The organism is Achromobacter piechaudii NBRC 102461 (assembly GCF_001571245.1).
GTDB lineage: Bacteria > Pseudomonadota > Gammaproteobacteria > Burkholderiales > Burkholderiaceae_B > Achromobacter > Achromobacter piechaudii.
In genome coordinates this window covers 59,064-85,107 of sequence record NZ_BCTK01000016.1, presented here as the reverse complement: position 1 = coordinate 85,107, position 26,044 = coordinate 59,064, and the positions used below count along the sequence as shown (strand labels likewise).

At 64.2% G+C, this 26,044-nt stretch carries 21 protein-coding genes and 1 pseudogene; 2 read left to right on the top strand and 20 right to left on the bottom strand.

Annotation, left to right across the window (positions count from 1 at the left end):
- Positions 1-241: 241 nt before the first annotated feature.
- On the top strand, positions 242-3,136 hold the full coding sequence (locus API01S_RS27965) for a valine--tRNA ligase (RefSeq protein ID WP_061306668.1): 2,895 nt from the start codon (positions 242-244) through the stop codon (positions 3,134-3,136).
- A 124-nt stretch (positions 3,137-3,260) separates the two neighbouring features.
- Here API01S_RS27965 and API01S_RS27960 read toward each other — a convergent pair whose 3' ends face one another.
- From API01S_RS27960 to rpsP, 8 genes and pseudogenes are all read right to left on the bottom strand, one after another.
- Positions 3,261-4,550: an NAD(P)/FAD-dependent oxidoreductase gene (locus API01S_RS27960; protein ID WP_061306667.1), complete on the bottom strand. Its 1,290-nt coding sequence runs from the start codon at positions 4,548-4,550 to the stop codon at positions 3,261-3,263.
- Between the two features lie 9 nt (positions 4,551-4,559).
- The gene (locus API01S_RS27955) at positions 4,560-5,291 is read right to left on the bottom strand and encodes an amino acid ABC transporter ATP-binding protein (RefSeq protein WP_061306666.1); all 732 of its coding nucleotides are present in this window, start codon (positions 5,289-5,291) and stop codon (positions 4,560-4,562) included.
- Complete coding sequence (locus API01S_RS27950; RefSeq protein WP_006218572.1) at positions 5,288-5,941, bottom strand: amino acid ABC transporter permease; 654 nt, start codon at positions 5,939-5,941, stop codon at positions 5,288-5,290. Before API01S_RS27950 ends, API01S_RS27955 begins: the two co-directional genes overlap by 4 nt.
- 127 nt (positions 5,942-6,068) lie before the next feature.
- A complete protein-coding gene (locus tag API01S_RS27945; RefSeq protein WP_061306665.1) occupies positions 6,069-6,824 on the bottom strand; it encodes an ABC transporter substrate-binding protein in 756 nt (251 codons plus the stop codon).
- A gap of 100 nt (positions 6,825-6,924) precedes the next feature.
- Entirely contained in the window at positions 6,925-7,626 is a 702-nt protein-coding gene (locus API01S_RS27940; RefSeq protein ID WP_050731046.1) for a cupin domain-containing protein, read from the bottom strand.
- A gap of 385 nt (positions 7,627-8,011) precedes the next feature.
- Positions 8,012-8,770, bottom strand: a pseudogene (gene trmD / locus API01S_RS27935) (tRNA (guanosine(37)-N1)-methyltransferase TrmD); the annotation flags it as partial.
- Positions 8,770-9,387 carry a ribosome maturation factor RimM gene (gene rimM / locus API01S_RS27930; RefSeq protein ID WP_006218567.1) on the bottom strand — a complete coding sequence of 206 codons (618 nt, stop codon included), beginning with the start codon at positions 9,385-9,387 and terminating at the stop codon, positions 8,770-8,772. The gene rimM and the pseudogene trmD, both read right to left, overlap by 1 nt.
- Before the next feature lie 84 nt (positions 9,388-9,471).
- Positions 9,472-9,732 carry a 30S ribosomal protein S16 gene (rpsP, locus tag API01S_RS27925; RefSeq protein WP_006218566.1) on the bottom strand — a complete coding sequence of 87 codons (261 nt, stop codon included), beginning with the start codon at positions 9,730-9,732 and terminating at the stop codon, positions 9,472-9,474.
- A 426-nt stretch (positions 9,733-10,158) separates the two neighbouring features.
- Between rpsP and API01S_RS27920 the strand changes: the two genes are divergently transcribed.
- Entirely contained in the window at positions 10,159-10,740 is a 582-nt protein-coding gene (locus API01S_RS27920) for a hypothetical protein (RefSeq protein ID WP_006218565.1), read from the top strand.
- Positions 10,741-10,839: 99 nt separating this feature from the next.
- Here API01S_RS27920 and API01S_RS27915 read toward each other — a convergent pair whose 3' ends face one another.
- The 12 genes from API01S_RS27915 to API01S_RS27860 all read right to left on the bottom strand — a co-directional run bounded on the left by API01S_RS27915 (position 10,840) and on the right by API01S_RS27860 (position 25,894).
- Positions 10,840-11,109, bottom strand: a complete 270-nt coding sequence (locus API01S_RS27915; RefSeq protein WP_006218564.1) for a sulfurtransferase TusA family protein — start codon at positions 11,107-11,109, stop codon at positions 10,840-10,842.
- Positions 11,109-13,733, bottom strand: a complete 2,625-nt coding sequence (gene alaS, locus API01S_RS27910; RefSeq protein ID WP_061306663.1) for an alanine--tRNA ligase — start codon at positions 13,731-13,733, stop codon at positions 11,109-11,111. Before alaS ends, API01S_RS27915 begins: the two co-directional genes overlap by 1 nt.
- Before the next feature lie 231 nt (positions 13,734-13,964).
- Positions 13,965-14,948, bottom strand: coding sequence for a prepilin (locus tag API01S_RS27905; protein ID WP_409360623.1), 984 nt, complete (start codon positions 14,946-14,948; stop codon positions 13,965-13,967).
- An 86-nt stretch (positions 14,949-15,034) separates the two neighbouring features.
- Entirely contained in the window at positions 15,035-15,652 is a 618-nt protein-coding gene (locus API01S_RS27900) for a type 4 pilus major pilin (protein ID WP_006218561.1), read from the bottom strand.
- Positions 15,653-15,714: 62 nt separating this feature from the next.
- Complete coding sequence (locus API01S_RS27895; RefSeq protein ID WP_050731041.1) at positions 15,715-16,851, bottom strand: hypothetical protein; 1,137 nt, start codon at positions 16,849-16,851, stop codon at positions 15,715-15,717.
- Entirely contained in the window at positions 16,848-18,593 is a 1,746-nt protein-coding gene (locus API01S_RS27890; RefSeq protein WP_061306662.1) for an ATPase, T2SS/T4P/T4SS family, read from the bottom strand. The genes API01S_RS27895 and API01S_RS27890 overlap by 4 nt, the downstream gene beginning before the upstream one ends.
- Complete coding sequence (locus API01S_RS29035; RefSeq protein WP_231689529.1) at positions 18,590-18,976, bottom strand: hypothetical protein; 387 nt, start codon at positions 18,974-18,976, stop codon at positions 18,590-18,592. Before API01S_RS29035 ends, API01S_RS27890 begins: the two co-directional genes overlap by 4 nt.
- Before the next feature lie 64 nt (positions 18,977-19,040).
- Positions 19,041-20,504: a hypothetical protein gene (locus API01S_RS27880; RefSeq protein ID WP_082306187.1), complete on the bottom strand. Its 1,464-nt coding sequence runs from the start codon at positions 20,502-20,504 to the stop codon at positions 19,041-19,043.
- 6 nt (positions 20,505-20,510) lie between these two features.
- Complete coding sequence (locus API01S_RS27875; RefSeq protein ID WP_050731038.1) at positions 20,511-22,103, bottom strand: type II secretion system protein GspD; 1,593 nt, start codon at positions 22,101-22,103, stop codon at positions 20,511-20,513.
- Positions 22,100-23,083, bottom strand: coding sequence for a TrbG/VirB9 family P-type conjugative transfer protein (locus API01S_RS27870; protein WP_050731037.1), 984 nt, complete (start codon positions 23,081-23,083; stop codon positions 22,100-22,102). Before API01S_RS27870 ends, API01S_RS27875 begins: the two co-directional genes overlap by 4 nt.
- 209 nt (positions 23,084-23,292) lie before the next feature.
- The gene (locus tag API01S_RS27865; protein ID WP_006218554.1) at positions 23,293-24,633 is read right to left on the bottom strand and encodes an extracellular solute-binding protein; all 1,341 of its coding nucleotides are present in this window, start codon (positions 24,631-24,633) and stop codon (positions 23,293-23,295) included.
- A gap of 4 nt (positions 24,634-24,637) precedes the next feature.
- Complete coding sequence (locus tag API01S_RS27860; protein ID WP_006218553.1) at positions 24,638-25,894, bottom strand: D-amino acid dehydrogenase; 1,257 nt, start codon at positions 25,892-25,894, stop codon at positions 24,638-24,640.
- Positions 25,895-26,044: the final 150 nt, after the last annotated feature.

The following is a 26,044-nucleotide window of genomic DNA, read 5'->3' as shown; positions in this document are numbered from 1 at the left end:
CCAAGGCAGGGATTCGACACTGGCCACCGATCAGACGTGCCTTGGATTCTTACCGAGGATACCGAAACGAGCGGTTTTAAGCGCACATTTCTGAAGGAATCCTCAATGAATTCATGGACTTCTAAAAGGTTTACAGTAACCCGGTATTCTAACACGCCGAGAAGACCGCATTACATCTTAAAATGAGCGGTTTGCTGCCCGTATCCCTACCCCGGGCGCCCCTGTTTGCCGGAACCCTGTAATGACTCAAGCTGCTCCCCCGACCGCCGCGACCCCCGCGAGCGACACCCCGGAACTCTCCAAGAGCTTCGAACCCTCCGAATTGGAATCGCGCTGGTACGCCGAATGGGACAAGCGCGGCTATTTCACGGCAGGACAGCACGTAAAAACGGGGACGGAAAGCCAGCCTTATGTCATCCAGTTCCCGCCGCCCAACGTGACGGGCACGCTGCACATGGGCCACGCGTTCAACCAGACCATCATGGACGGCCTGGTGCGCTATCGCCGCATGTCGGGCGACGACACCGTCTTCATCCCGGGCACCGACCACGCCGGCATCGCCACGCAGATCGTGGTTGAAAGACAGCTCGATGCCCAGAAGGTTTCCCGCCACGACCTCGGCCGCGAAAAATTCGTCGAGAAAGTCTGGGAATGGAAGGAAAAGTCGGGCAACGCCATCACCGAGCAGGTCCGCCGCCTGGGCGCATCGGCCGACTGGCCGCGCGAATACTTCACGATGGACGAGCGCATGTCGCGCGGCGTCGTCGAAACTTTCGTCCGCCTGCATAAACAGGGCCTGATCTACCGTGGCAAGCGGCTGGTCAACTGGGACCCCAAGCTTCTGACCGCCGTGTCCGACCTGGAAGTGCAGTCCGAAGAGACCGATGGCCACATGTGGCACATCCTTTACCCCTTCGTGGACGGCCCGCAGACCATCGTCGACAAAGACGGCCAGACCGTCACGCTGCGCGGCATGACCATCGCCACGACCCGCCCCGAAACCATGCTGGCCGACGGCGCGCTGTGCGTACACCCCGAAGATCCGCGCTATCAGCACCTGATCGGCAAGCAAGTCGAACTGCCGCTGTGCGACCGCAATATCCCGATCATCGCCGACGACTTCGTCGATCCTGAATTCGGCACGGGCTGCGTGAAGATCACCGGCGCGCACGACTTCAACGATTACGCCTGCGCGATGCGCCATGATCTGCCGCTGATCGTGATTTTCACGTTGGACGCGCACATCAACGAGAACGGCCCCAAGCAGTTCCAGGGCCTGGAGCGCTACGAAGCGCGCAAGGCGGTGGTTGCCCAGCTGGATGCCGAAGGCTATCTGGTCAAGGTCGAGCCGCACAAGATGATGCAGCCCAAGGGCGACCGCACGGGCGTCGTGCTGGAACCCATGCTGACGGACCAATGGTTCGTGGCAATGAGCAAGCCCGCGCCGGAAGGCACGCTGAATCCGGGCAAGAGCATTACTGAAGTGGCGCTGGAAGTGGTGGCCGATGGCCGCATCCAGTTCTACCCGGACAACTGGACCACCATCTACAACCAGTGGCTGAACAACATCCAGGACTGGTGCATCTCGCGCCAACTGTGGTGGGGCCACCAGATTCCGGCCTGGTATTCCGAAGACGGCCAGGTCTTTGTCGCCCACGACGAAGCCGGCGCTATCGAGCAGGCGCGCGCGGCCGGCGTCACCGGCGACCTCACCCGCGACCCTGACGTACTGGACACCTGGTTCTCGTCGGGCCTGGTGCCGTTCACGACGCTGGGCTGGCCGGACAACACGCCCGACCTGCAACGCTATCTGCCGTCCAGCGTGCTGGTCACGGGTTTCGACATCATCTTCTTCTGGGTCGCTCGCATGGTCATGCTGACCACGCACATGACCGGCCAGATTCCGTTCAAGCACGTCTACGTGCACGGCCTGATCCGCGACGCCGACGGCCAGAAGATGAGCAAGTCCAAGGGCAACACGCTGGATCCGGTCGACCTTATCGATGGCATCGATCTGGACGGGCTGGTGGCCAAGCGCACGTACGGCCTGATGAATCCCAAGCAGGCGGGCGCCATCGAAAAGGCCACGCGCCGCCAGTATCCCGATGGCATTCCCGCGTTCGGCACCGACGCACTGCGCTTCACGATGGCGGCCTACGCCACGCTGGGCCGCAACATCAACTTCGACCTCAAGCGCTGCGAAGGCTATCGCAACTTCTGCAACAAGCTGTGGAACGCCACGCGCTTCGTGCTGATGAATACCGAAGGCCATGACCTGACGGGTTCGGACGCCGGCGAAACCTCGTTCGTCGACCGCTGGATCATCAGCCAGATGCAAACGCTGGAAGCCGACGTGGCGCGCGGCTTTGCCGACTACCGCTTCGACAACATCGCCAACGCGCTGTACCGCTACGTCTGGGACGAATACTGCGATTGGTATCTGGAATTGGCCAAGGTCCAGATCCAGACCGGCACGCCGGCCCAGCAACTGGGCACGCGCCGCACGCTGATCCGCGTGCTGGAATGCGTACTGCGCCTGGCCCATCCGATCATCCCCTTCATCACCGAAGAGCTGTGGCAGAAGGTGTCGGTCGTGGCGGGCAAGCGCAAGGAAGGCGTGGCCGACAGCGTCAGCGTCCAGCCCTATCCGCAAGTCAATCCGGCTGCCGTGGACACCGCTGCTGAAGCGGACGTGGCCGAACTGAAGGCGCAGGTCGAAGCCGTGCGCGCCCTGCGCGGCGAAATGAACCTGTCGCCCGCCCAGAAGGTGCCGCTGTGCGCCCAAGGCGACGCGCCCACGCTCAAGCGCAACGCGCCCTACCTTGCCGCGCTGGCCAAACTCAGCCAGGTCGACGTGCTGGATGTCTTGCCCGACGCCGGCGCGCCGGTTCAGGTGGTGGGCGCCAGCCGCCTCATGCTGCATGTCGAGATCGACGTGGCTGCCGAACGCATCCGCCTGGATAAGGAAATCGCGCGACTGGAAGGCGAAATCGCCAAGGCCAATGGCAAGCTGTCGAACGCCAGCTTTGTCGAGCGCGCGCCCGCGGCCGTGGTCGAACAGGAAAAGGCACGCATGACGCAGTTCGGTGAAACGCTGCAAAAGGTGCGCGAACAGCGTGCCAAGCTGGGCGACTAAAGCGCGGTTGCAATGCGCGCGGTTGCAGCTTGATTGAAGCGCATCTAAAGCCCTCCAGGCTTGTGCCCGAACAAAACCCCGGAATACGTTCCGGGGTTTTTTTATGCCATCGATTCGCTAGCGCCTACACCCCGCCGTCCGTCATGCGATACCACGTGACCACCGCATTCACGTACAAACGGCGCAAGCCGTAAAGCGGGAACGGCACCACTGGCGACAAAGGCACGGGCAGCGCAGCGGCGTCGCCCGTGGCCACATACTGCGCCATGGCGCGCCCCATGCTGGTTTGCAGACCCACGCCGCGCCCCTGGCAACCGATATCCACCAGCAACCCAGGTTGGGGTTCGTGCAGGTGCGGAAGATAATCGCGCGTGATGGCGACCCGGCCGCACCAGCGATATTCGAAAGGCGTGCCCGCCACCTGCGGGAACATCTTGAACATCACGCGCTCCAGATGCGCCCAGTCCTGCGGCCCCTTGGGTTCCCTAAACGGCCCACGTCCGCCCATCAACAGCCGGCCCTGATGATCCAGACGGAAATACAGCAGCAGGTTGCGGGTATCCGACGTGACGTGGCCCTCGGGGAAAATGCCGGCGCGCACGGATTCAGGCAGAGGCGCGGTGGCCACCTGGAAAGTGTTGGCGTCGATGATCGAGGTTTTCAGGCCCGGCAGCAGATCGCCGCCATAGGCATTCGTGCACATCACGACGCGCTCTGCGGTCACGGTGGCGCCGCGCGCCGTGGACGCGGTCCACTTGCCGCCCTCGCGCTTCAAACCGGTGACCGGCGTTTCCGTGTGGATCAGGGCGCCCGCATTTAAAGCGGCGCGCGCCAGGCCGCGCACGTAGCTCAACGGCTGCACCGCGCCCGCCCGGTTGTCGACCCATCCACCCAGATAGCGGTCCGTGCCCAGCAAGCGCGAAACCTGATCCCGATCCAAGGGTTGCGCGTCCGCGCCATGGCGCGCCCACTGCGCCGCCCGACCGTGTGCGATGCGCAAGGCTTCGTCGGTATGCGCGCCCTGGATCCAGCCCTTGCGCACGTGCGGCACATCCATCGCGTGCCGGTCGATCAGGTTGAACACCGTGTCGGCGGTGGCGCCCGCGAACCGCAACAGCCGTTCGCCCTTTTCGTGTCCGAACATGGAAATCAGGTCGTCCGGGTCGTACTTCAACCCGGGAATCACCTGGCCGCCATTGCGGCCCGAGCCGCCAAAGCCGATCTCGCGCGCCTCCAGCACGATGGTCTTCACGCCGCGCTCTGCCAGATGCAGGGCCGTGCTCAGACCGGCGTAACCGCCGCCGATGACCAGCACATCGGCCTGCGTCGAGGCGGCAAGCGCCTCGGTTGGCGGTGGCGGCGCGGCGGTGGCGGCCCAGAGGGACGGGGAAAGGGGAAACGGCGCTTGCTGCATGACGGTTCCTTACATGGGATGCAGCACGCGGTGCAGGAAATCCTGCGTCCGGGGATGCTGCGGATGATTCAATACTTCGCGGGCGGCGCCCTGCTCGACCATGACCCCGCCATCGAAGAACATGACGCGGTCCGCGACCTCGCGGGCAAAGCTCATTTCATGCGTCACGACAACCATCGTCATACCGGCTTCCGCCAGCTTGCGCATGACGCCCAGCACGTCTCCGACCAGCTCGGGATCCAGCGCGGACGTAGGCTCGTCGAACAGGATGGCCTTGGGCTGCATGGCCAGCGCGCGCGCGATCGCCACCCGCTGCTGCTGCCCGCCGGACAACTGGTTAGGATGGGCGTCGGCCTTGTCGGCCAAGCCTACGCTGGCAAGCAGTTCGCGCCCGCGTTCGAGCGCCTGTGCGCGGGGTTCTTTCTTGACGAAGATCGGACCTTCGATCACGTTTTCCAGCGCGGTGCGATGGGGAAACAGATTGAAGCGCTGAAACACCATGGCCACTTGCGTGCGTATGGATACGATGGACGGCGCGTCGGCATCGACCAGCTCGCCGTCCACGGTGATGCGACCGGCGTTATAGCGCTCAAGCCCGTTGATGCATCGCAGGATGGTGGATTTGCCCGACCCGGAAGGGCCGATCACGCAGACCACTTCTCCCTTGCTGACTTCGGCGTCGATACCCTTGAGCACCTCGAGCGAGCCGAAGCTCTTGCGCACTCCTTGAAGCTCGATCATTTGGCGGCGCTCCTTTTTTCCAGATGCCGCACCAGCAGGATAAGCGGCACGCACATCACCAGGTACATCAGCGCCACCAACGAAAACACGGTGGCGTTCTTGAAAGTGGATACGGCGATCAGCTTGCCCTGCAAGGCAAGCTCGGCCACCGTGATCGTCGAGGCCTGCGACGAATCCTTGAGCATCATGATCATGATGTTGCCGTAGGGAGGCAACACGATCTTCACGGCTTGCGGCAAGACCACCCGGCGCATGGTCATGCTCCAGCTCATGCCCATGGCCATCGCGGCTTCGATCTGGCCTCGGTCGATCGCCTGGATGCCGGCCCGGAAATTTTCAGCCTGGTAAGCGGAATAAGCCACGCCCAGGCCGATGATGGCGGCCTGCACGGCGGTAAACGACACCCCCATGTCGGGCATCACGAAATAGATGTAGAACAGCAGCACGATGATCGGGATGCCGCGCAGCAGATTGATCACTCCGCCGCTGAACTTGGACAGGAAGGTATTGCCCGATACGCGCATCAGCGCCCACACCAGGCCCAGCACAGTCGACAGCGCCAGCGAACCCAGCGTGACCAGGATCGTCAGCTTGGCGCCTTGTAGCAATATCGGCAGATATTCCGCCGCGTCTTTAAAGAATTCCGTCATGAACTTACCTACCCCGACTGACCGCCTGCGGGAACGCAAGATGCGTCCCACCCGCCGACGCGCGCATAGGCGCACGCCGGCCAGGCCGTTGCAAAGAATGCTTGATAGCTGGTGAACCGCTCCGGCTTCACGAGCCGGACAGGCCCCACTTTTTCAGGATGGCGTCGATCGCGCCGTCCGCCTTGAGCTTGGTCAGCGCCTTGTTGATGCGGTCCAGCAGCGCGGTGTCTTCCTTGCGCGTGGCCAGTCCCAGGCTTCCCATTACCGTGGGCTGGTACGCCTGCGCCATCTTCAGATTGGGGTAATTGCCTTGCGTCAGGATGTAGGCCGCAATGGGGTAGTCCATGAAGCCGCCCTGGATGCGGCCGGCGTTGGCGTCGCGCATCATGTCGGGCGGATTGTCATACAGCTTCACTTCCTTGAATACGCCGCTCTTCTGGATGGGTTCCACGAACGCCGTGCCTACCTGCACGCCGACCGTCATGCCTTTCATGTCGGCGAAGGACTTGTATTCCTTGTTGTCGGACTTAAGCACCATCAAGCCTTCGCCATAACGATAGACGGGCTCGGAGAAACTCACGACCTGCTGGCGTTGCGGGGTGATGAACATCGCGGCGGAAACAATGTCGATGCGCTTGGACGTCAGCGACCCGATCAGCGCGGAAAACGCCATGGGTTCGATCTGCACCTCGAAGCCAGCCTCTTTGCCGACGGCCTTGACGATATCGACCATCACGCCTTCGATGCTATTGGTTTTGGTATCCAGAAAGGTGAAGGGGCTGCCGGTCGGCGTGGATCCCACTTTCAACACGGTCTGGGCTTGCGCGCCCGCGGCCATGGACAATGCTGCAAATACAGAGACAACCAGAGTCTTGAATTTCATGACATTTCCTCATCGTGGCAAAGAAGTCCGGACGACGCCCTGCGTGCCCGGTGGCGCGACAATCCCCAGTGTCGTCGCGCCGGATGTGGCTGCTGCGCGCTTACGGCGCCTGTTGCGTGTCGTCCCCCGCGGAAGTGATGTTGGAAATGGCCCAGATGACCTCGGTCGTCTGTGAGCCGGGATTGCGCCAGCGTCGCGGCGTGCTGCTGGCATAGCAAAAGCTGTCGCCTTCATTGAGCAACACCACGCGGTCGCCCACCCAGAGTTCCAGCGATCCCTTGAGCACCACGCCGATCTGCTCGCCCTGCCCCGTCACGAAGAGCTCGTTGCCGGTGGAGCCGCCCGGCTCGATGGTCGCGCGGCACAGATCCATGCTGCGGCAGGCCGGCGGCGTGTACATCTCTTTGCTGATGCCTTTTTCGCTGAGATCGATGAAGCGGTGCGTGCCGGCGCGCGCAACGCGGCCGCCATCCTCGCCTTGCGTGTGTTCGGCGTTGCGCAACAGCGAATTGACGGACACATGAAATTCGCGCGCCAACAGGTGCAATATCTTGACGGACGCCGAGCTAAGGCCCCGTTCGATCTGACTCAGCAGGCCCAGCGACATGCCGCAGGCGCGCGCCACATCGGCCAGCGATCGGCCTTGCTGCTTACGCAGTTGCCGCAGTTGCTGCCCCAGCCACAAATCGACGGCGGACTCCGGCCGGCCCGCGAGCGAAGCGGCGGAAGGAGACGACGAGGCGACGCGGGGGACAGCGGCGGTGCGCACCGGGCGCGAGCCACCGGGCTCGGATCTGCTCATATGAAAATTTCATTTATGTGTAATTTTCAATACTAAGGAGCGCGCGAAAAGCTCACAACCTAGGAACATCCCTAGAGGTTGGGCAAGAGCAAAGCCGAACAGAAGACGTGGGGATGGGTCAGGACGCGTCGGGCGTCTTGCGAGATTGCGTGGAGCTTGCCACGCCTTGAGATGAGGAGATTGGCGCGTCCGACGCGTTGCGCAACGGCGTGGCGGTCGGTGACGATGCGGGCTCGGACGTAGCCGCGATCGCGGTATCCGGCAGGGTCGATGGCGCGGGCATCGATCCGGCCGTCGAAGTGGGTGATGCAGCAGGCGCTGCGGCCGGCCGAGCCTGACCGGACCTGCGTCGGCGCTTGGGCGCGTCAGCGGCGGGGTCGTAGGTGCCGGCCAGTTCGGCCAAGGTGCGCTCATCAGCCTTGGTCAGCCACCCCTTGGCGCGCGCCGATTCAATCAGCTCGGGGCGGCGGGCCGCCGTCAGGGCCAACGAACGCTCGCGGCGCCAACGGGCGATATTGGCGTGATGGCCGCTCAATAGCGGCGCGGGCACGGCCTCGCCTTCGTAGACTTCCGGGCGCGTGTAATGAGGGCTGTCCAACAAACCGGACAAGGTGTCGTTGAAGGAATCCTGCAACGCGGAATCCCCATCGTTGAGCACGCCCGGCAACAGCCGCACGGCTGCGTCGATGACCGCGAGCGCGGCAATTTCGCCACCAGACAAAACGAAGTCGCCCAACGAGATTTCGTGCGTGACGCAGCGTTCAATGAAGCGCTGATCCACGCCTTCGTAACGACCGCAGATCAGGATGATTCCATCACTGGCGGCCAGCGCTTCGGCGCCCGCCTGGTCGTAACGCTGCCCGACAGGCGCCAGCAGCGCCACGGGCGCGCGACCCAGGCCTTGCGCTGCGCGCGCGTCCTGAGCGGCGTTGACAGCAGCTTCCAACGGAGCCGCCATCATCACCATTCCAGGGCCACCGCCATAAGGACGGTCATCTACGGTGCGATGGACGTCCTGCGTGAAATCACGGGGATTCCACGCATGAAGGGACCACCGGCCCTGGGCATGCGCCCGGCCGGTGACACCTAAATCGCGCACTACCCCGAACATTTCGGGAAAGAGCGTAATGACGTCAAATCGCATCAAAGATCCGCCGGCCAGTCGCTGTCGATGCGGCGAGCAGCCAGATCGACGGCGTGGATGTGTGCGCGTACGAACGGAACAAGCATTTCGGCGGGTCGGCCCTTGGCGTTCAGAATGGGTTCGGGCCCTTCGGCTCCAACTTTCTGGCACAAGACCTTCAAGACGGCGTGAGCGCCGTTATCAAGGACTTCGTCCACCACGCCAATCAGCGTGGGTTCACCGTTGGCGCTGGTATACAGCGCACAGCCGATGAGGTCGACCCAGTAGTATTCGTCTTCTTCAGGCGCGGGAAATGATCCGCGCGGGGCCTGCACGGAATATCCGCGCAAAGCTTCGGCCTGATCGCGGTCCGCAATACCCGCAAGCTGGGCCACCACCGTGGCGCCCTGCGAACGGGCTTGCAACACCTTGATTGCGACAGGCGCAGACGCGACAGCGCCCCGCGCCAATTCAGGCACAGGGCGAGTCAACCACCATTGAGATGCTGAGAGCAGCACTTCGGCATTGGCCGAATGAGGCTGCACCTTAACCCAGCCTTTCACACCGTAGGCTGCACTGATGCGGCCCAGCTCGATCAAATCCGTAGGCGCCGCGTTAGAGGTTGCGGCATCAGACATGTATCGTGCTCTTGGTAATTATGAAACAGCTAAGAATGGTAGCTTTACAGCTGAACTAACGGTTGGGTTGTACGACGCAGGCAATTAAGCTGCGGCGGAAACCTTGGCCGAGTAGTCCTTGACCAGACGTTCGACGGCGGGCGACAGTTGGGCGCCATTGCCGGTCCAGTACTGCACGCGATCCAGCGCAATGCGCAGGTTTTCCGTGCCTTCGCTAGCGACGGGGTTGTAGAAACCCACGCGCTCGATGAAGCGGCCGTCGCGACGGTTACGCGAATCGGTGGCCACCAGGTTGTAAAACGGACGCTTCTTGGACCCACCGCGGGCCAGGCGAATCACCACCATAGGTAATCCCTTGAATTAGTTGTGAAAAACGGGAAATTCTAGCACTTAAACAAGCCGGCTGGCAAATGCAGGTGCTGAATCAGTCTGGGCGGCGCAATTTGTATCGTAAAACACCGCATGCGCGTATTCTACAAAACGGGCCGGAGCCCGCCGCAGGCGAAAGTGTAGCCGCCTCGCGGCGCTTACGCCCGCATTTCCTGCGATTGACCCTTAGTGCGTTTGAAGAATAGCCCGGTTGGAGAGATCGGATTTATGTCGTCCTACGCCAGACCTCACGCTTCACGCCTCCCGGCTGCGCCCCTTCGGCACGGCCAATCCCCTGCTTTCAAGCCTTCACCCTGACGACGGATGACATCCACCGGCATTGCTACGCCTGTACGTTCGTGTTTTTTCCCCAACACTTCCTCTCTTGGAGGGCGCCACACCATGAAGAACCCGACATCCGTCTTCAAACCCGTCGCACGCCTGGCCTTGACGGGCTTATTGCTTGGCACGCTGGCTATGCCTCTTGCGGCTTCCGCGCGAGTCATCGGCGCAGCGCTGACGACCGCTTCGGGCAAGGTCACAGCCGTCGATCCTGCCTCGCGCACCATCACCCTGCAGGGGGCCAACGGCAACACGGTCGACGTCGTAGCCGGCCCGGACGTTCGCAATTTCCAGCAGATCAAACCGGGCGATATGCTCACGCTGGACTATTACGAATCGGTAGCCGTGGATATCCGCCCAGCAGGCTCGGGCGCGCCGGAAGTCATGACGGAAACAGCGGCGACGCGTAGCGCCAAGGGCGCCATGCCCGGGGGCGCGATGGGCCGCCAGACCACCATCACCGCCGAGATCTGGCACATCAACAAAAGCGCCAACCTGGTCACCCTGAAGGGGCCTCAGGGCGGCATGCGCACGATCCAGGTCAAGGACCCTGCCCTGCAAGCGCGCCTGCAACAGCTCAAGGAAGGCGATCTGGTGGCTTTTACGATCACCCAGGCCGTCGCCGCGTCCATACACAAATAAGCCATGCGTTGGATAGAAAAAGGCCCGCTTGATGCCAAGCGGGCCTTTTCTTGAATACGGGCTGGACGCCGATCCGGCTGACGACAGAAGCCAGCGCGGCTAGCGTCGCCGCAGATAATGCACGCCGCGACCATCCGCCTCGTGCTGCGCGACCAGCGCATTGCCGGTCTGGCGCGCAAAGGCCTGGAAGTCGCGGATCGCATTGCGGTCAGTGGTGACGACTCGCAGCACCTCACCGCTTGCCATCTGCGCCAATGCCTTCTTGGCGCGCAGGATCGGCAGCGGGCACGTCAAGCCACTGGCATCGACTTCATGCTCGAAAGCCGGCGCTTGCGCGCCAGCATCGACACCGGTTTCCGCGCTGCTCATCAGAGACGCTCGTCGACCCACTTCTGCACGCCGGCGATGGCTGCCGGCAAGGCAGCCAGGTCGGTGCCGCCGCCCATGGCCATGTCGGGACGGCCACCACCCTTGCCGCCCACCTGGCTGGCCACAAAGCCCACCAGGTCGCCTGCCTTGATGCGATCGGTAAGGTCAGCGGTGACACCGCCCACCACGCTGATCTTGCCATCGGCCGAGCCGGTGGCAAGCAGCACGACTGCCGGTTTCAGGCGGTCTTTCAGATTGTCGACCATGCCACGCAGCGCCTTCGGGTCCACGTCGCCGATGCTGGCTGCCAGGACCTTGATGCCCTTGACTTCAACAGCGGCGCTGGTGGCCAGATCGTTGCCCGCGCTGGCGGCCAGCTTGTTGCGGGACTGCTCCAGGTCTTTCTCAAGCGCCTTGATCTGCTCCTGCACCTGCGCGATGCGCGCCGGCACATCGGCGGGCGTGCTGCGCAGCATGCCGGCGATCTGCGTCAACAGCGCATTCTGGTTCTGCACCCAGGCCAGCGCGTTGTCGCCCGTGATCGCCTCGATACGGCGCACACCCGCAGCCACGCCACCTTCGGACACGATCTTGAACAGGCCGATATCGCCGGTGCGGCTGACGTGCGTACCGCCGCACAGTTCGCGCGAAAAGCCGATATCCAGCACGCGTACCGTACCGCCGTATTTTTCGCCGAACAGCGCCATGGCGCCGCCCTTGACGGCATCGTCGTAAGCCATGACCTGGGCCACGGTGGGCTGGTTGGCCAGCACTTCAGCGTTGACGATGGCTTCGACGCGCGCGATCTGCTCGGCGGTCATGGGTGCGTCCTGCGCGAAGTCGAAACGCGTCTTTTCGGCATCCACCAACGAGCCGCGCTGCTGCACATGCGCGCCCAGCACCTGGCGCAAAGCCTTGTGCATCAGGTGAGTGGCCGAGTGGTTGCGAACGGTGCGGGCGCGGCGCACCGCGTCCACGCGAGCCAGCAACGTGTCGCCTACCGACAGCGAACCCGATTCCAGCACGCCATGATGGCCAAACACGCCATTCTGGATCTTCAAGGTGTCAGCGACGGCGAATCGGACGCCGTCAGCCTGCAACAAGCCGGTATCGCCCACCTGGCCACCGGACTCGGCGTAGAACGGGGTTGCATCCAGCACGACGACGGCATTCTGGCCGGCTTGCACCTGCTGCACCTGGGTGCCGTCCACGTACAAGGCAGTGACCTTGACGTTGTCCAGCTCCAGCTTTTCGTAGCCTTCGAAGCGCGTGTCGGCGCCTTCGTAGCTCAGGCCTTCGGCCATCTTGAACTTGCCGGCGGCGCGCGCCTGATCGCGCTGGCGCTCCATCGACACTTCAAAGCCGGGCATGTCGATCTCGACATCGCGTTCACGGCAGATATCGGCGGTCAGGTCGACCGGGAAACCGTAGGTGTCGTACAGCGTGAACAGGGTCGTGCCGTCCAGCACGCCGCCCTTGGGCACATTGGCCAAGGCCGTGTCCAGGATGCGCATGCCGTGTTCCAGCGTCTCGCCGAAACGCTCTTCTTCCTGCTTGAGCACCTGGGCCACGCGGTCAGCCATGGAAGCCAGTTCCGGATAGGCTTCGCCCATTTCCGCAACCAGATCCGGCACCAGACGATGGAAGAACGGCTTGGTCTGGCCCAGCTTGTAGCCATGGCGCAAGGCGCGGCGCACGATGCGGCGCAGCACATAGCCCCGACCCTCGTTGCTGGGGATGACGCCGTCGACGATCAGGAAGGAGCAGGCGCGGATGTGGTCCGCGATGACCTTGAGCGAATTGTTTTCCAGGTCCTTGACGCCGGTTTCGCGCGCAGCGGCGTGGATCAGCTTCTGGAACAGGTCGATTTCGTAGTTGGAGTGCACGCCCTGCAACACGGCGGCGATGCGTTCCAGGCCCATGCCGGTATCGACACAGGGGCGCGGCAGGCGCGGCATGTTGCCTTCGGCGTCGCGCTCGAACTGCATGAACACCAGGTTCCAGATCTCGATGTAGCGATCGCCGTCTTCTTCCGGCGAGCCCGGAGGACCACCCCAGATTTCAGGGCCGTGATCGAAGAAGATTTCCGAGCAGGGACCGCAGGGGCCGGTGTCGGCCATCTGCCAGAAGTTGTCGGACGCATAGCGGGCGCCCTTGTTGTCGCCGATGCGGATGATGCGCTCGGCGGGCACGCCCACTTCCTTGGCCCAGATGTCGTAGGCCTCGTCGTCTTCCTGGTAGACGGTGACCCAGAGCTTTTCCGCCGGCAGCTTGTAGACCTGCGTCAGCAGCTCCCAGGCGTACTGGATGGCGTCGCGCTTGAAGTAATCGCCAAAGCTGAAGTTACCCAGCATTTCGAAGAACGTATGGTGGCGGGCGGTATAGCCCACGTTCTCCAGGTCGTTGTGCTTGCCGCCCGCGCGCACGCTGCGCTGCGACGACGTGGCGCGCGTGTATGACCGCGATTCCTTGCCCGTGAACACGTCCTTGAACTGGACCATGCCCGAGTTGGTGAAAAGCAGGGTCGGATCGTTGCCGGGGACGAGCGAGGACGACGGGACAATCGTGTGCCCCTTCGACTTGAAGAATTGCAGGAACTGGCGGCGAATCTCGGAGGATTTCATCGTGGATGACGCAGATTTAGGCGAATCTTTGATTATAGATGGTTACGGTAAAAGCGCGGAAAAGGTGCAAGGCGAGTTGCCGCCGAGCCGCTGGCCGAGCTCATGCCGAGGCCTGGCCAAGTGCTGGCCAGGCTTCAGGCACGCCCCCAACAAGCCGGCCGCCCGGCTGGGCCTAATTTAGCCCAAGCTCGGGCCCCGCCTCGGCCCAAACTCGGTCCAAAATCACGCCCCTCATCGGACGCAGACATATCCCGTTGTCCATCCCTCCGTTTCGGTCCATTTACCGCCCGCGGACACGATCACCTCGGCAAAGCCGGGCGGACAGGAACACTGGCCGGTCAGCGGATTTGCCGTCGACACGCCGGAAAAATGCGTGCAACCGCGCGGATGGTTGATGCTGTAGGCACCGCCGAAACCACTGCTGGCGCGCTGCCAGACCCCGGCCTGGCAGGTCAAAAGCTCGCTTTCCTGCGACGAGGCCAGCGTGCCGACCCCCACGCTGCACGAATGGCCGGCCGTAGCGCGGGCTCCCACCGAGAGATAGGCGCCCGCGCTGATCGATGAGGCCGCCGTCAGCGCTCCCGCCAGGGCGGGGTCCCGCGTATCGCCGATCTTGACGTAGGGGGTCAGGTCCGGCGCGGGCGGCTGCTCGCCTGCATCGGTCTGCCCGCCCACGCCTGCCCAGAGCGCCACGGTGCCTGCCGGATAAGGCGGCGTGTCGGCGGACAATGGATTGGCGAAGCTGAATGCCGGGCCTCGCACCCGCCCGGGCGCCTCCGCCCACACCGCGCCGGCATAACCCTGGGCAGCTTCGAGAACGGTGGCGATGCCGATCAGATCGGGCTTATGCGTTCCCCTTTTCAGCACGGGCTTGTCGCTGTGGACCAGGGCATCCAGCCGGCAGCGCGCGCCGGGGCACGCCGCGCCTTTCGCGATGTGGATCCGCACCCCGAAACCCATCGCCGCGCGCACGGGGAAATCATCAGGCAAGTACGCCAACGTGCGCAGTTCGGCGACCGTGGGCGAATATGGGTCATTGAACAGCGGAGCTCCGCCCTCGCCCACCACCGGGACACCTTTGGCCAGCTCGCCGAAATGGCGTTCCAGCGTCTTCGCCACCGCCACCCTGATCTGCATCAGCCACACTCCCGTCGAGCGCGCTGCGGCGTCTTCGATCCGCTGAACAAGCTGACTGGATGCCCAGATGGCAATCATGGCGGTCAGCGCCAGCGCGAAGGCCAGACCAAGCAACGAAAAGCCGTCTTGGCAAGGCCCCCGGCACCGGGCAATGGCAGGCGGCGTCATCGGGCGGTGAAGGTGAAGGTGTTGACGTCGCCCTGGCCGCAATGCGCCTGAGCCAAGGCGGCACGGTAGGGCACCTCGGGGATGGCCAGCGCATCTTTCACCACTTTCGCGCCGGTACCGTCGCCAATCGTGATCGCGTCCGAGACCCGTTGCAACACAGACGCCAACGCCGGGCAGGCGGCATGGCTGACGTTGGTCAGCGTGACGGTGAATACCGAGCCCAGACCGCCCCCGCCCGCCGACGAGGCGGCCACTTCGACGACGCCGTCGCGGCCCGCCCCGCTGCCGCCCAGGCCGTGCGCCACTCGCGCCCCCGCGCCACTGCCCTGAACAGCCAGGACGCTGGAGTCGCGCAGCGCATTCGCCAGGGCGCCGGTGTCCAGGCCCTCGTAAGGATTGGCGCCGCCGCCCTGGGCATTGATCTTCATGCCGGCGATGAACCGCTGGATCTCTTCGCCCACCTTGGGCACCTTGTTTTCGATGATGTAAGCGCTGATGGCGGGAATGCCGACAATCGCGATCAGCAGGATGATGGCGGTCACGATGGATACCTCCATCAAGGAAAAGCCCTGCTGGCGCCTGGAGCGCGATGGAAATTTGCTTGCATGGTGCATTGCTGCCTCCGTGGGTTGATGGAACCTGCTTGCGCGGCCCGCGCCGCGCGTGTTTTGTCGCGCTACTGACTGGCGTAGAAGTTCGTCAGGGCGCGTCGCAATTCGTCGATGACGCCGTAGTGCCACAAGGTGATGCCCAATATCGTCGTCAACGCCGTGATCAGCAGGGCCCAACGCAATGCGGAGGCTTGCCTGCGCACGCGCGCCAGCAGACGCGATTCGACGCGCTGACGCACGCGCGCCAGACCGGTCTCAAGCCCCAGCGCATCCATCATGTCGGCCATGTACCACCACGTTTCCCGATCCAGCAGACCGGTGGCGAAGATATCGGGCCCGGTCTCTCCGGCGTCGATGTGGTCCAACATGGTTTGCAGATGGGCATGCAACCAAGGCGATGCGCCCGCCGCCTGCACTGACAGGGCGTGGCGCAGCCGCGTGTCCGATGCACCGTGCTGCCGGATAAGCACCGACAGCAGACACAGGAACCGGATCGCTTGAAAGTCGCGGTACAGGCGCCACAACAGCCAGCGGTCGATGACGCCGCGCAGCCTGCCGGTCAGGTTGGGCAAGGACCACAAGCTCAACAGGGCAAGCCCGAGACTGAGCACGAGCCAAAGCAACAGCCATTGATTCAACGCACGCGCCAGACCGAAAAGGTTGCGCGTCAAGCGGCCGTAGTCTTCAGGCGGGACCATTTGAAAAACTGACTGAAGGCGCGGCACGGTGAAATACGGAATGGCGCACAGCAAGGCAAACGCCACCGCCGAGGCGACCAGGCCTGCCGCCGCAGCGGATGCCACCGCCATGCCCGCCTGCCCCGCCAGCCGGACGGCGGCAGCCAGATCGCGCAGCGCGGCGGCCAGGTCACCGCCCTCCTCCAGCACGCAGCTGATGAGCCGGCACTCGTCTCGCGGCAGCGTACCGGCCCACGCCAGGCCAAGGTCGCCGCCTTCCTCCAGGTACGCAGATGCCCAGTGCGCGCACAAGCGCCCCCGCACTGTGCGCAAGCCGTATCGGCGAGCGTCGTCATCGAAAATATCGCGAAGGCTTTTGCGCCCCTGCGTGCCTTCGATCAGATCAGCCAGGTACGCGTAGTAATCGGCGCGCTGCGTCCGAAAGCGCAGGGCATCGAGCCCGAGCGACCGGGTTTGGAAAGCGCTTCGTGGCCATAGGCGCACAAGCGAAAGCGCTCTGATCATGAGCCACCCCGCATCGTGTCAGGCGCGGCCGCCCCCGGCGAGATCATCGGCACATCGAAACGACGCAACAGCGCGCGAGGATCCACCTCGCCCGTGCTGACTTTCAGCAAGGCGCAATGCAGCGCGCGCCACCCGCGCATGGCGGATTCGCGCCAATCGCTCTCTTGATTCGAATGGGCATCCGGGCCCGCGATGGCTTGCCGCAGCGATCTGTCCAGCCCGACGTTATCTCGCGTGCGCACCCGGTCCAGAAAGCCGTCCAGGCGTTCGGGCTCGATCATTTCAGCAGCGACGCAACGGCCTGCCGTGCCGTTCAGCTGCGGCAATTGCAATCGCCGGCAATCCTGGCACCCGTCCTCATTCCTGACCCGCAGCGCGCCCACATCGAGTTGATAGGCATGGCGCATCGCCGCAATCCAGGCGCGCCAATCCACCGCGTCATGCGAGCCGCTGGCGGCGCGCTTCCCAAGCCACAGGCTGTCCACCGGCAACGCGCACTTGGAGCACAAGCGCGGCAACAAGGTCTGGTAGACCAGCAGTTTCAAAATACCCGGCGTTGCCAGGAAGTCCCGCGACACCCCAATGGCATCCGAGGCCAGGCGCTCGGGAATCATCGCAGCAGACCCCGCGTGCGTGGTGGCGTACAGGCTGACGCCGGAGCTGGCCAGATCCATGAACGCGCGGCCGGTCTCGACATCTCGAATCTCGCCGATCAGCAGATCGTTCATCGCCGACCGCTTGATGGTCTTCAATTTGGCGTCGAACGCCGCCCAGGAAGATTGCCCCACCGCGCCCCCCAACGTGTTTTGCAACGCGTTGGCGATGATGTATTCCACCGGATCTTCCAACGTAATGACCTTGCGCGCGGAGTCGATGCCACGCATCAAGGTTGCAATGGTCGTGGACTTTCCTGAACCGACCACGCCGGCCAGCACGATGGCGCCGCCTTCCCGGTCACGGGCGCGCAGCAGGGTCGACAATTGCTCGGGCAGATAACCCAAGGCGTGCAGGTTTCCGTCGGCCGTCGCATCCAGGCGCAGGATGCGCAGGCACACCGAGGCCCCCGCATCGGTCGCCAGCGATGCCCATCGCAGCACGATGGGAATGCCGTCGACGACCTGGGCCAGACGCCCTTGCTGCTCGATGGCCGGATCGAACACGGCGCCATTGCCGCCGCGCACATCCATCCATGCCACCGCAAGAACCTCCAGCAAGGTGTCATTGGACAGCCCTGCAAACCGCTCGGTGGTCACGTAATCGCCATTGATCGTGTAGCGGATATCGCAGGCTTCTTGCCTTCGATTCACATTGATGTGCACGTCGCTCGCACCTTGCGAGACACCCCAGCGAATGATGTCCAGAAACAGCGAGGCCAAAGCCGAAGCGCGATCCACCTTGGGATCAGCCCCTTGGCGACCCAGCCCTGCTGCCGTCAGCTGTCCGCGCGCAATCATCAGCAGCAAGGCCGCGGGCAGTTGATACCGCACAGGCTGCGCCAGCCGGTAGCCAGCCGCCACCACCATGCGCTGCAATTCGTCGATGGCGTCGCCCTGCACGTATTCCTTGACCGCGAAGATTGCCGCCTCGCCGCTGTTCAACAGCACCGGGCAAAGCCTGCCGGCCAAGGACGCCAGATCGAATTCGCGCGCTATCTCGCGGGCGAACGCAGGGTTGAGCCGGGCGATATCGTCGACGGTGGCCAGCACGGGATGTGGAGGCTTCGGCCTGGTCGATGGGTTCATGGTTGTGCACCGCCGATATCGAGACAGGCGGTACGGTCAAGATCGTCGCGGCGCAAACGCACGCAAGCCCCTTCGACCGCCAACAATTGATATGCCCCCTGCGAGGCGGCGCCGGCTATCGGCGCGCCATGGCCCGCCCGATAACGCAGCAGCGCGCCATTGATGAGAACGTCAACGTTGAGCCTTCGGGTGGAACCGAAAATGGCGGCAACTCGGATGTCATCCGCTGGGCGGGCGGAGGGGGCCACGGATTCCGGTACGGCACGACCGGGTGGGCAGATACCGGGCTCGCGGCAATCCGCAAGCGCTGCCGCCGCGTCCGCGCGCAGCAGCGTGCGCACCGTTTCGGCCTCTGGCCACGGTTGCGCATCTTCAATCGGCATCGACGTTGCAAGTACGTTGTGGCAGACGCATAGCGCCAACAACGTGCTGGCCGCGAGCGTGGGATTAATCCTGTTCATACAGCTCTCCTTGCAGTTCGGCGACCAGCGTGCTGGCGACCAGATTTGGCTTGGGTTGCGCCTGCACGTCGACCACCAGACGTGACCACCGCGCGGGCGCGAGAGCCGAAGGCAGCAGCGCAAGGGAGCGCAACGGCCCTTGCAGACGCAGCGCGCGCCGGCGTAATACGTGCGCCACGTCTTGCGGCAAGACAGCATCGCCGCGGGCGCGCGCTGACCCAAGTGCGGAATTTCTATCGGTGTGTGGCGACCCAGGGGCGGAGCGAGACGGTAGCTGTGACGCTGGCGATGACGGTGACGCGGGCAATGACGTGGACACAACCGCCGGCGCTAGCGCAGCCCCTGCCGCATGAGCGGACGTCGGCACCACGACGGCAGGCGCCAGCATCACCGACGCAAACGCCGGCCGCAGACGCTGCAATGCACCGACCAGTTCTGTGTCAACCCGCAAGGCGTTGGGCAACACCAGCTGCGCCAGCGAAATCGATGGGGAGGCGACGCGCCACGCCAACGTGGCTTCATCCAGGGGTTTGAAAGACACCTGCCACCCAGCCGGCAAGCGCTCGTAGAGCTGTTGATTCGTGGCCAGCGAGCTCGCCCGCGCATAGACCGCCGCGCAGCGCCAACCGCCCCTGCCCGCATCGCACTGCGCGCGGCGCAGCGCCCAGCCCTGCACGTGTATGGGCAACATTCCCACACTGCGCAGCAGCCGCGATACCTCGTCCGGCCGATGCGCGGCCAATGTCCCCAACATCGCGCGATGGGCAGCGTTCCGTTCCGGCAGCTCGGGACGCCCGGCATGGATGGCCGCACCGCTCGAAGCACGGTAAGGCGCGGTAGCGCGCCATATCGGCGGCGCCAACGCCGACAAGCCGAGACATAGCAGGAACAGGCGCAGCGCAAATGGCACGCTTGCCCAGCGTGATGGCAAAGCCGCCAGGCGAGCGGCGGGATCCGCCGCCCGCATCAACACGGCCCATACCGCATCGGCATCATGCTCGGGCAAAGCCGGGCGCTGCTCTTGAAGGCGTGCTTGAGCTTGCAACGCCTCAGTCCGAGACGTGAATATGCGATCTGCCTGCGACAGTACGACCCCGTCTTGCGCGGCGGCCAGCCAATGGCGTCCATCGGGCAGCGGGACCAGGCAGTGCCCGCCGGACGCAAACCGCAATGCGTACAACTGCGCGGCAGCCAGGATGGGCGGCCTGCCAGCGCGCCCTGCCATCCGATCACGCACCCGGGCACGCCAGCCCGCGCGCAGGCGGCCATACCCGGCCATCGTGGCGGGCGAACCGCCTACGACCGCGTGCGTGGCGCGCAGCCTGCGCCCTCGGGCACGCGCCAGAGCCTGCGTATCGGAACCAATCAGCACCAACCAACGAAGGCCGAAAGCGACGCGATGACTGGCGCCAGGACAATCAAGCAGGAAGGGATCGGGAGCCTTTTTCATGGCGCTTCAATAGCCCTCTTCCACTTGCGCCGTGACTAGCATCAACGTTGTCTCGCGCTCTTGTTCCGCGCTGTCCTGGCCGCCTGTGATCAGCGGCATTCCGGGCGCCAGTCGCTGGCCGGAATGTTGGTCGGTGCTGCGATCAAAGCCGGACAGGATCACGGGCTGGCCCGGCCGCAATTCAATCTGCTGAACCGTGCCATTGCCGTCGATCGTGATCTGCTGCACCTGGACCTGATTGCCCCGCTCTCCGAACGTGATGGTCTTGAGCGGCTGCGCCACCGCGTTGTCATAGGCAACGGACAGCAGTATCTGGCCGTCTGGCTGGATGTCCGGCACCAGCGTCAGGAACGACCCCACCGTTTCTTCCTTTTGCGTGATCGACACCGCAGGCAGCGACCCGTTGGCGCCTGCCGCCGTCGTACCTGGGACAGCGGTGCTTTGCACGCGGTCGATATACGAGAACGTCGTTCGGATGGCATGCGTGACCGGCCGCCGGTTCAGCGTCAGCACGGGCACCTTGTTGTGCCTCACGATCGCGCCCATGGTGCTGAGTGCCGAGATGACGGCTTGCGACCCCTGCAATGCCCCCCGGCCCAGCGTGGCCTCCAGCGTGCTCGCGCCCAGCGCTGCGGCGGCAGGCGCGGCGTAGCGTGCGGATGACCCTGCCGCCGCATACAGCGCATTCCAGTCCAGGCCGCCCGCCGCCGATTGCTTGACGATGACGGTGATTTCTTCAAAGACCAGTCGCACCCGGCGCGTCATCGCCTTGTTTTCCCGTTCGAGGTAGAGCGCAACGCGCTCCAGGGCCTCGGGGGTGTCGGAGACGATGATCGAGGACGCGCCGTTCACTGCATCGGCGATCAAGCCCGACCGGGTGAGGAAGGGCACGATGCTGGCGCGCAAGACCGCCAGGGCGTGGTGTTCTTTGGCGGACAAAGTCGTGCTGGAGGTACTTTCGAAGCCTTCACCGCCGTCGCTGCCCGAGCGGCCCAGACGCACATCGACCGCGCTGGCAAGCGACAGCGCGCGCACGTCGAACACACGCGTCTCGGTACGGTAGAACTCCAGCGCGTTGCGCACGTAACGCCAATGCACCGAAAACCGTGCCGCCAAGGCATCCAGCAAATCGGCAAGGGGCAACGGGCCATCGCGGACTTCCATGCGTAGGGGCGCGGGTTGGGACATGCCACCCGTGACCGCCAGGCGCGGCAGGAACTGCTCTAGCGGCAAAAGCGCTTCGGGCTGCACGCGCACCGGAATGCCGGTGGCCGCGCCCAAGCGTTGCGCCAATCCGTAGAGATCGGCATCGTCGGAAAGCATGAGCGTGGTGGGCACGTTTTCGCGCAAGGCGGGCGGCAACGACACGTCGCGCGCCAAGGGCTGCGGCGTACCCGCCACCCAGGGCGCGGCGACCTCCTGCGCGGCGATCCGCGATTGCCGGTCGGACAGCGCGTCGGCAAACGCCTGTTGACGACCGGCGACGGCGGCTTGCCGTTCATTAGCCGCACGGTTCATTTGAGCCACCTGCTCGGTCGCCGCGCAACCGGCCAGCAGCGCGCAGGTGCCAGCCAAAGTCAACCCGAGAATCCTGCTCATGCCCCACCTCCGTGTCCGAACGCCGCACGCGAACACGACTGGGCAAGGGGCACGACGCGCAGCACCTGATTGCCGTAGAAGCACGGTTGGAGGGGCTTATCGGCCAGCTCGGTCGCACTCAACAATTCGCGGACGGCGGATTTGAAGTCGCCTGAAAATTCGGCCGAGGCGGACAAGGGGATGTCGACATCAACCGCCCAATGTTGCGGGCGAAAGGTCCAGCCGGAATCGTCTGCCCAGCGCGCCAGCACGGCACGCAGCGTAGTGTCGGGCGGCGCCGCTCGATATCTGGCGCGGGTGGCGATATGGCCCGCGCCGGATGCGGTTGCGCTGGAGATCGAAGCGCCGGTTGGCGAAGCGCCAGATGAGGCCCCATCCAATGCCGATGCAGTCACCACACGCGGCTCGGACGTCACGCCGCCAGTGGCGGAAGCACCTGCCATGCCGACGCCTGCGACCCGCCCTTGATCGGCCGTATCGCGCGCACCCAACGGACCACCGCCAGCCAACTCACCTACGCTCGAGAGCGGCGAACCCTCAAGCGCTGCCTGCGCATCCAGCGGCGCGGAGGCAGCAGACACGGCGGAGCCAGACACGGCGGCGGCAGCGCTCGTATCGCGTTCAGCACGCGCCGTCAGCCTTCCTCCGCGAAACCGCAACGCACTCCACGCACCCGCCACCACCGCATAAGGCTCGCGCCGGACATACGGCAACGCGTGTTCGACGTTTTCCCGCATGCCGAAGATGGCGGGCAAAGGCTGGCCGGGCGCGAATTGCAGCCAGACGTCCTGACCATCATCGAAGACCTGGATCGGAGCCACGGCGGTGTCGCCAGACAAACGCCAGTCAAAGCGGAACTCGCGCGCCCCCGACCCTGCGGCCTGCCACGCCGGACCCGCGCCATTGTTGGGGGGCCAGCCCGTGCAAGCCCCCAGGCAGGACACACCTGCCGCCAGGAAGAAAAAGAAAATTCGAACCATGCCTCATCGCCAGCCAGGGCGCACCGGAAGCGGTACGCATGAACGGCATGGTGGACGAGGCCAATGGACGCCGCCAGACTGGCATGTACGCATGGATGAATTGATCCACCCATTGCAAAGGCGCAGTGCGGACGAAAAAAACCCGGTCATGAAGACCGGGTTTTTGCGGGGCGAGAGGCAGCGAAACCGCTGCCTGCCCGATACAAGGATCAGCGCTGCGCGGCGATGCTGCGCGCTTGCGAGGCCGCGTTATTCAGCGCGGACACGGGCGGAACCTTGCCTTCGAAGGCGTCGTTCAGTTGCTCGTTCAGCACCGGCTCGATACGCGTGTAGTTGGCCATGCGGAAACCACGGCTGTTGCTGGCCGGCCGATTGCTCATCGAAGCAATCACGGCTTGCGCGCCCGGGATGCTCTTGTAGAACGACACGTCGGAGGCGCGGAACGCGGCTTCGGTCAGCGGCAGGTAGCCCGTGCGCTGATGCCACTCGGCGGCCACGACCGGCTTGGACAACCAGGCCAGGAACTGCACCGTGGCCTTCTCTTCGGCTTGCGGACGGCCTTCCAGCGCCCACAGGGCGGAGCCGCTTACGAACGGTTGACCAGCGGCCTTGGTGGCTTGGTCGTAGTAAGGCAGCGGCGCTACGCCGAACGCCAGCGACTTGGTGTTCAGGAAGGTTCCGAACGCGCCGGAGTTGGCGGTCAGCACCGCGCATTCACCCTTGGCGAACAACTTGTCGGCCGACGCATCGCCCGTGTGGGCCATGAACAGCAGCGAACGCTTCCAGCTGACCATCAACGAGATGTGGCGCATGTAGAGCGTGTCGAACTGCATCGCGGGCGCGGCGCTTTTCTTGGTGACAGCGTCCAGGCCATTGTTGTTGCTGGTGAATTGCTGGCCGTTGATCGGCGCCAGGTTTTCCAGGTGCACCGTGACCTGATCGCTGGATGCGTACGGGCAATCGATGTCGGCCACGTCGCGCAGCTTCAACAGTTCGGCTTGCAGGCCGGTCCAGGTGCGCGCGGGGTTGTTCGGGTCAAGGCCGGCCTTCTTGTAGGCGGCGGTGTTGTAGAACATCACCGGCACTTCGGCCATCCACGGGAACGCCAGCAAGCGACCCTTGCCGTCGCGCGTGAAGCTGCTGGTGGCGGGCACGAACCAGTTCAGGTCCTTGATCGGGTACTTGGCCAGCAGTTCGTACATCGGCAGGATGGCCTTGTGCTGCGCCACCACTTCCGGCGAATGGTTGTCCGTCAGCTGCACGAGGTTGGGGGCCTTCTTGGCCTTGACGGCCGAGGCGGCCTCTTGCTCAAGGGCGTCCTGCGAGCTGAAACCACGCAGCTTGACGCTGACCTGATCCTGCTCTTTGTTGAACTGCTTGGCCAGCTTTTCGAACTCGGCCTTGTTTGCGTCCGGCAACGTGTGCCAGACCTGGATTTCGACCGGTGCGGCGTTGGCCACACCTGCCAGCGCCATCGCGGCGCCGAATACCCATGCACGCCGGCTGGCGAACATCGCGCGGGCAACGCCCGCCAATTGCAGATTCTTCATAGGTTCATAGACCAAGAAAAGGGAATTCCGGTTCCGGCCGCCGTCCGCTCAGCAGATCGGCCAAAGCCCGGCCCGAGCCAACGCCCATCGTCCAGCCGAGCGTCCCGTGCCCCGTATTGATATACAGGTTGGGGATGCGGCTGCGGCCAATGATGGGCACGTTCGAGGGAGTGGACGGGCGCAGGCCCGACCAATAACTGACGCGCTCGAAATCGAGCGCGTCGGGAAAGAGTTCTTGCGCCAGATGCGTCAAGGCTTCGCAACGGCCGGTGTTCAGGCCACGGGAATATCCCGAGAGCTCTGCGGTGCCCGCCATGCGCAACCGGTCGCCCAGCCGCGAGAACACGATTTTGTGGCTGCTGTCCGTCAGGCTGACCGTGGGCGTGGCTTCCGGCTTGATGACCGGAAACGTCGCCGAATAGCCCTTGGCCGGGTAGACGTTGCAGGGGATGCCCAACGGACGCAGCAGATTGGGACTGAAGCTGCCCATCGCCACGACGTACGCGTCGGCGTGGACGGCGCCGTAGCGGCCGTCGGGTTCAATGATTTCGATGCCTTGCACGGCGCCGCCCTGCGTCAAGAGACGCGTAGCGCGCGTGCTGTAGCGAAATTCCACGCCCGCCTGGGCGCAGCGTTCGGCCAGCGCGACCGTGAACAGGTGGACGTCGCCGCTTTCGTCTTCGGGCGTGTAGTCACCGCCCACGATGGTCTGGCGGTGCGGCGCCAGGGCCGGCTCGATGGCGATGACCTCGTCGGCCGTGACCACGCGCCGCTCCACGCCGAAATCGCGCATCAGGCCAGCGGCGCGTTGCGAGTTTTCAAATTCGTGAGGGTCGCGATAGAAATTCAAGATGCCGCGTTCGAGGTGGTCGTATTCGATGCCCAGTTCGGTGCGCATGCTGCGCAGCGTAGAGCGGCTGTACTCGGCCATGCGCACCATGGCGCGGATGTTGGGGGCGAGCCTGCCAGGCAGGCATTCGCGCAGGAAGGCAAGACCCCACATCCATTGGCGCCAGTCCAGCTGCGGGCGGAACAGCAGCGGCGCGTTGTCCTGAAACATCCATTTGAGCAACTTGAGCGGCGCTTGCGGATTGGCCCAGGGTTCGGCGTAGGACACCGAAATCTGCGCGCCATTGGCAAGGCTGGTTTCCTGGGCGGGACCGGTGCAGCGATCAATGACCACGACGTCATGGCCGGCCTGGTTCAGCCACCAGGCGCTGGAGATTCCGATAATGCCGCTACCCAATACCGCTACTTTCATGCCCGCATTGCTCCTTGCGTGCCAAATCGGCCACGGACCCGATGTCCGCCCCCCTTGGCAAGCCGCTGCCAAGGCAGTTTACCCCGCCGATTTGCCTACGCCTACGTATTAAAAAGGGGCGGAAGTCACGAAGCTTTTCAGCTTGTGAAT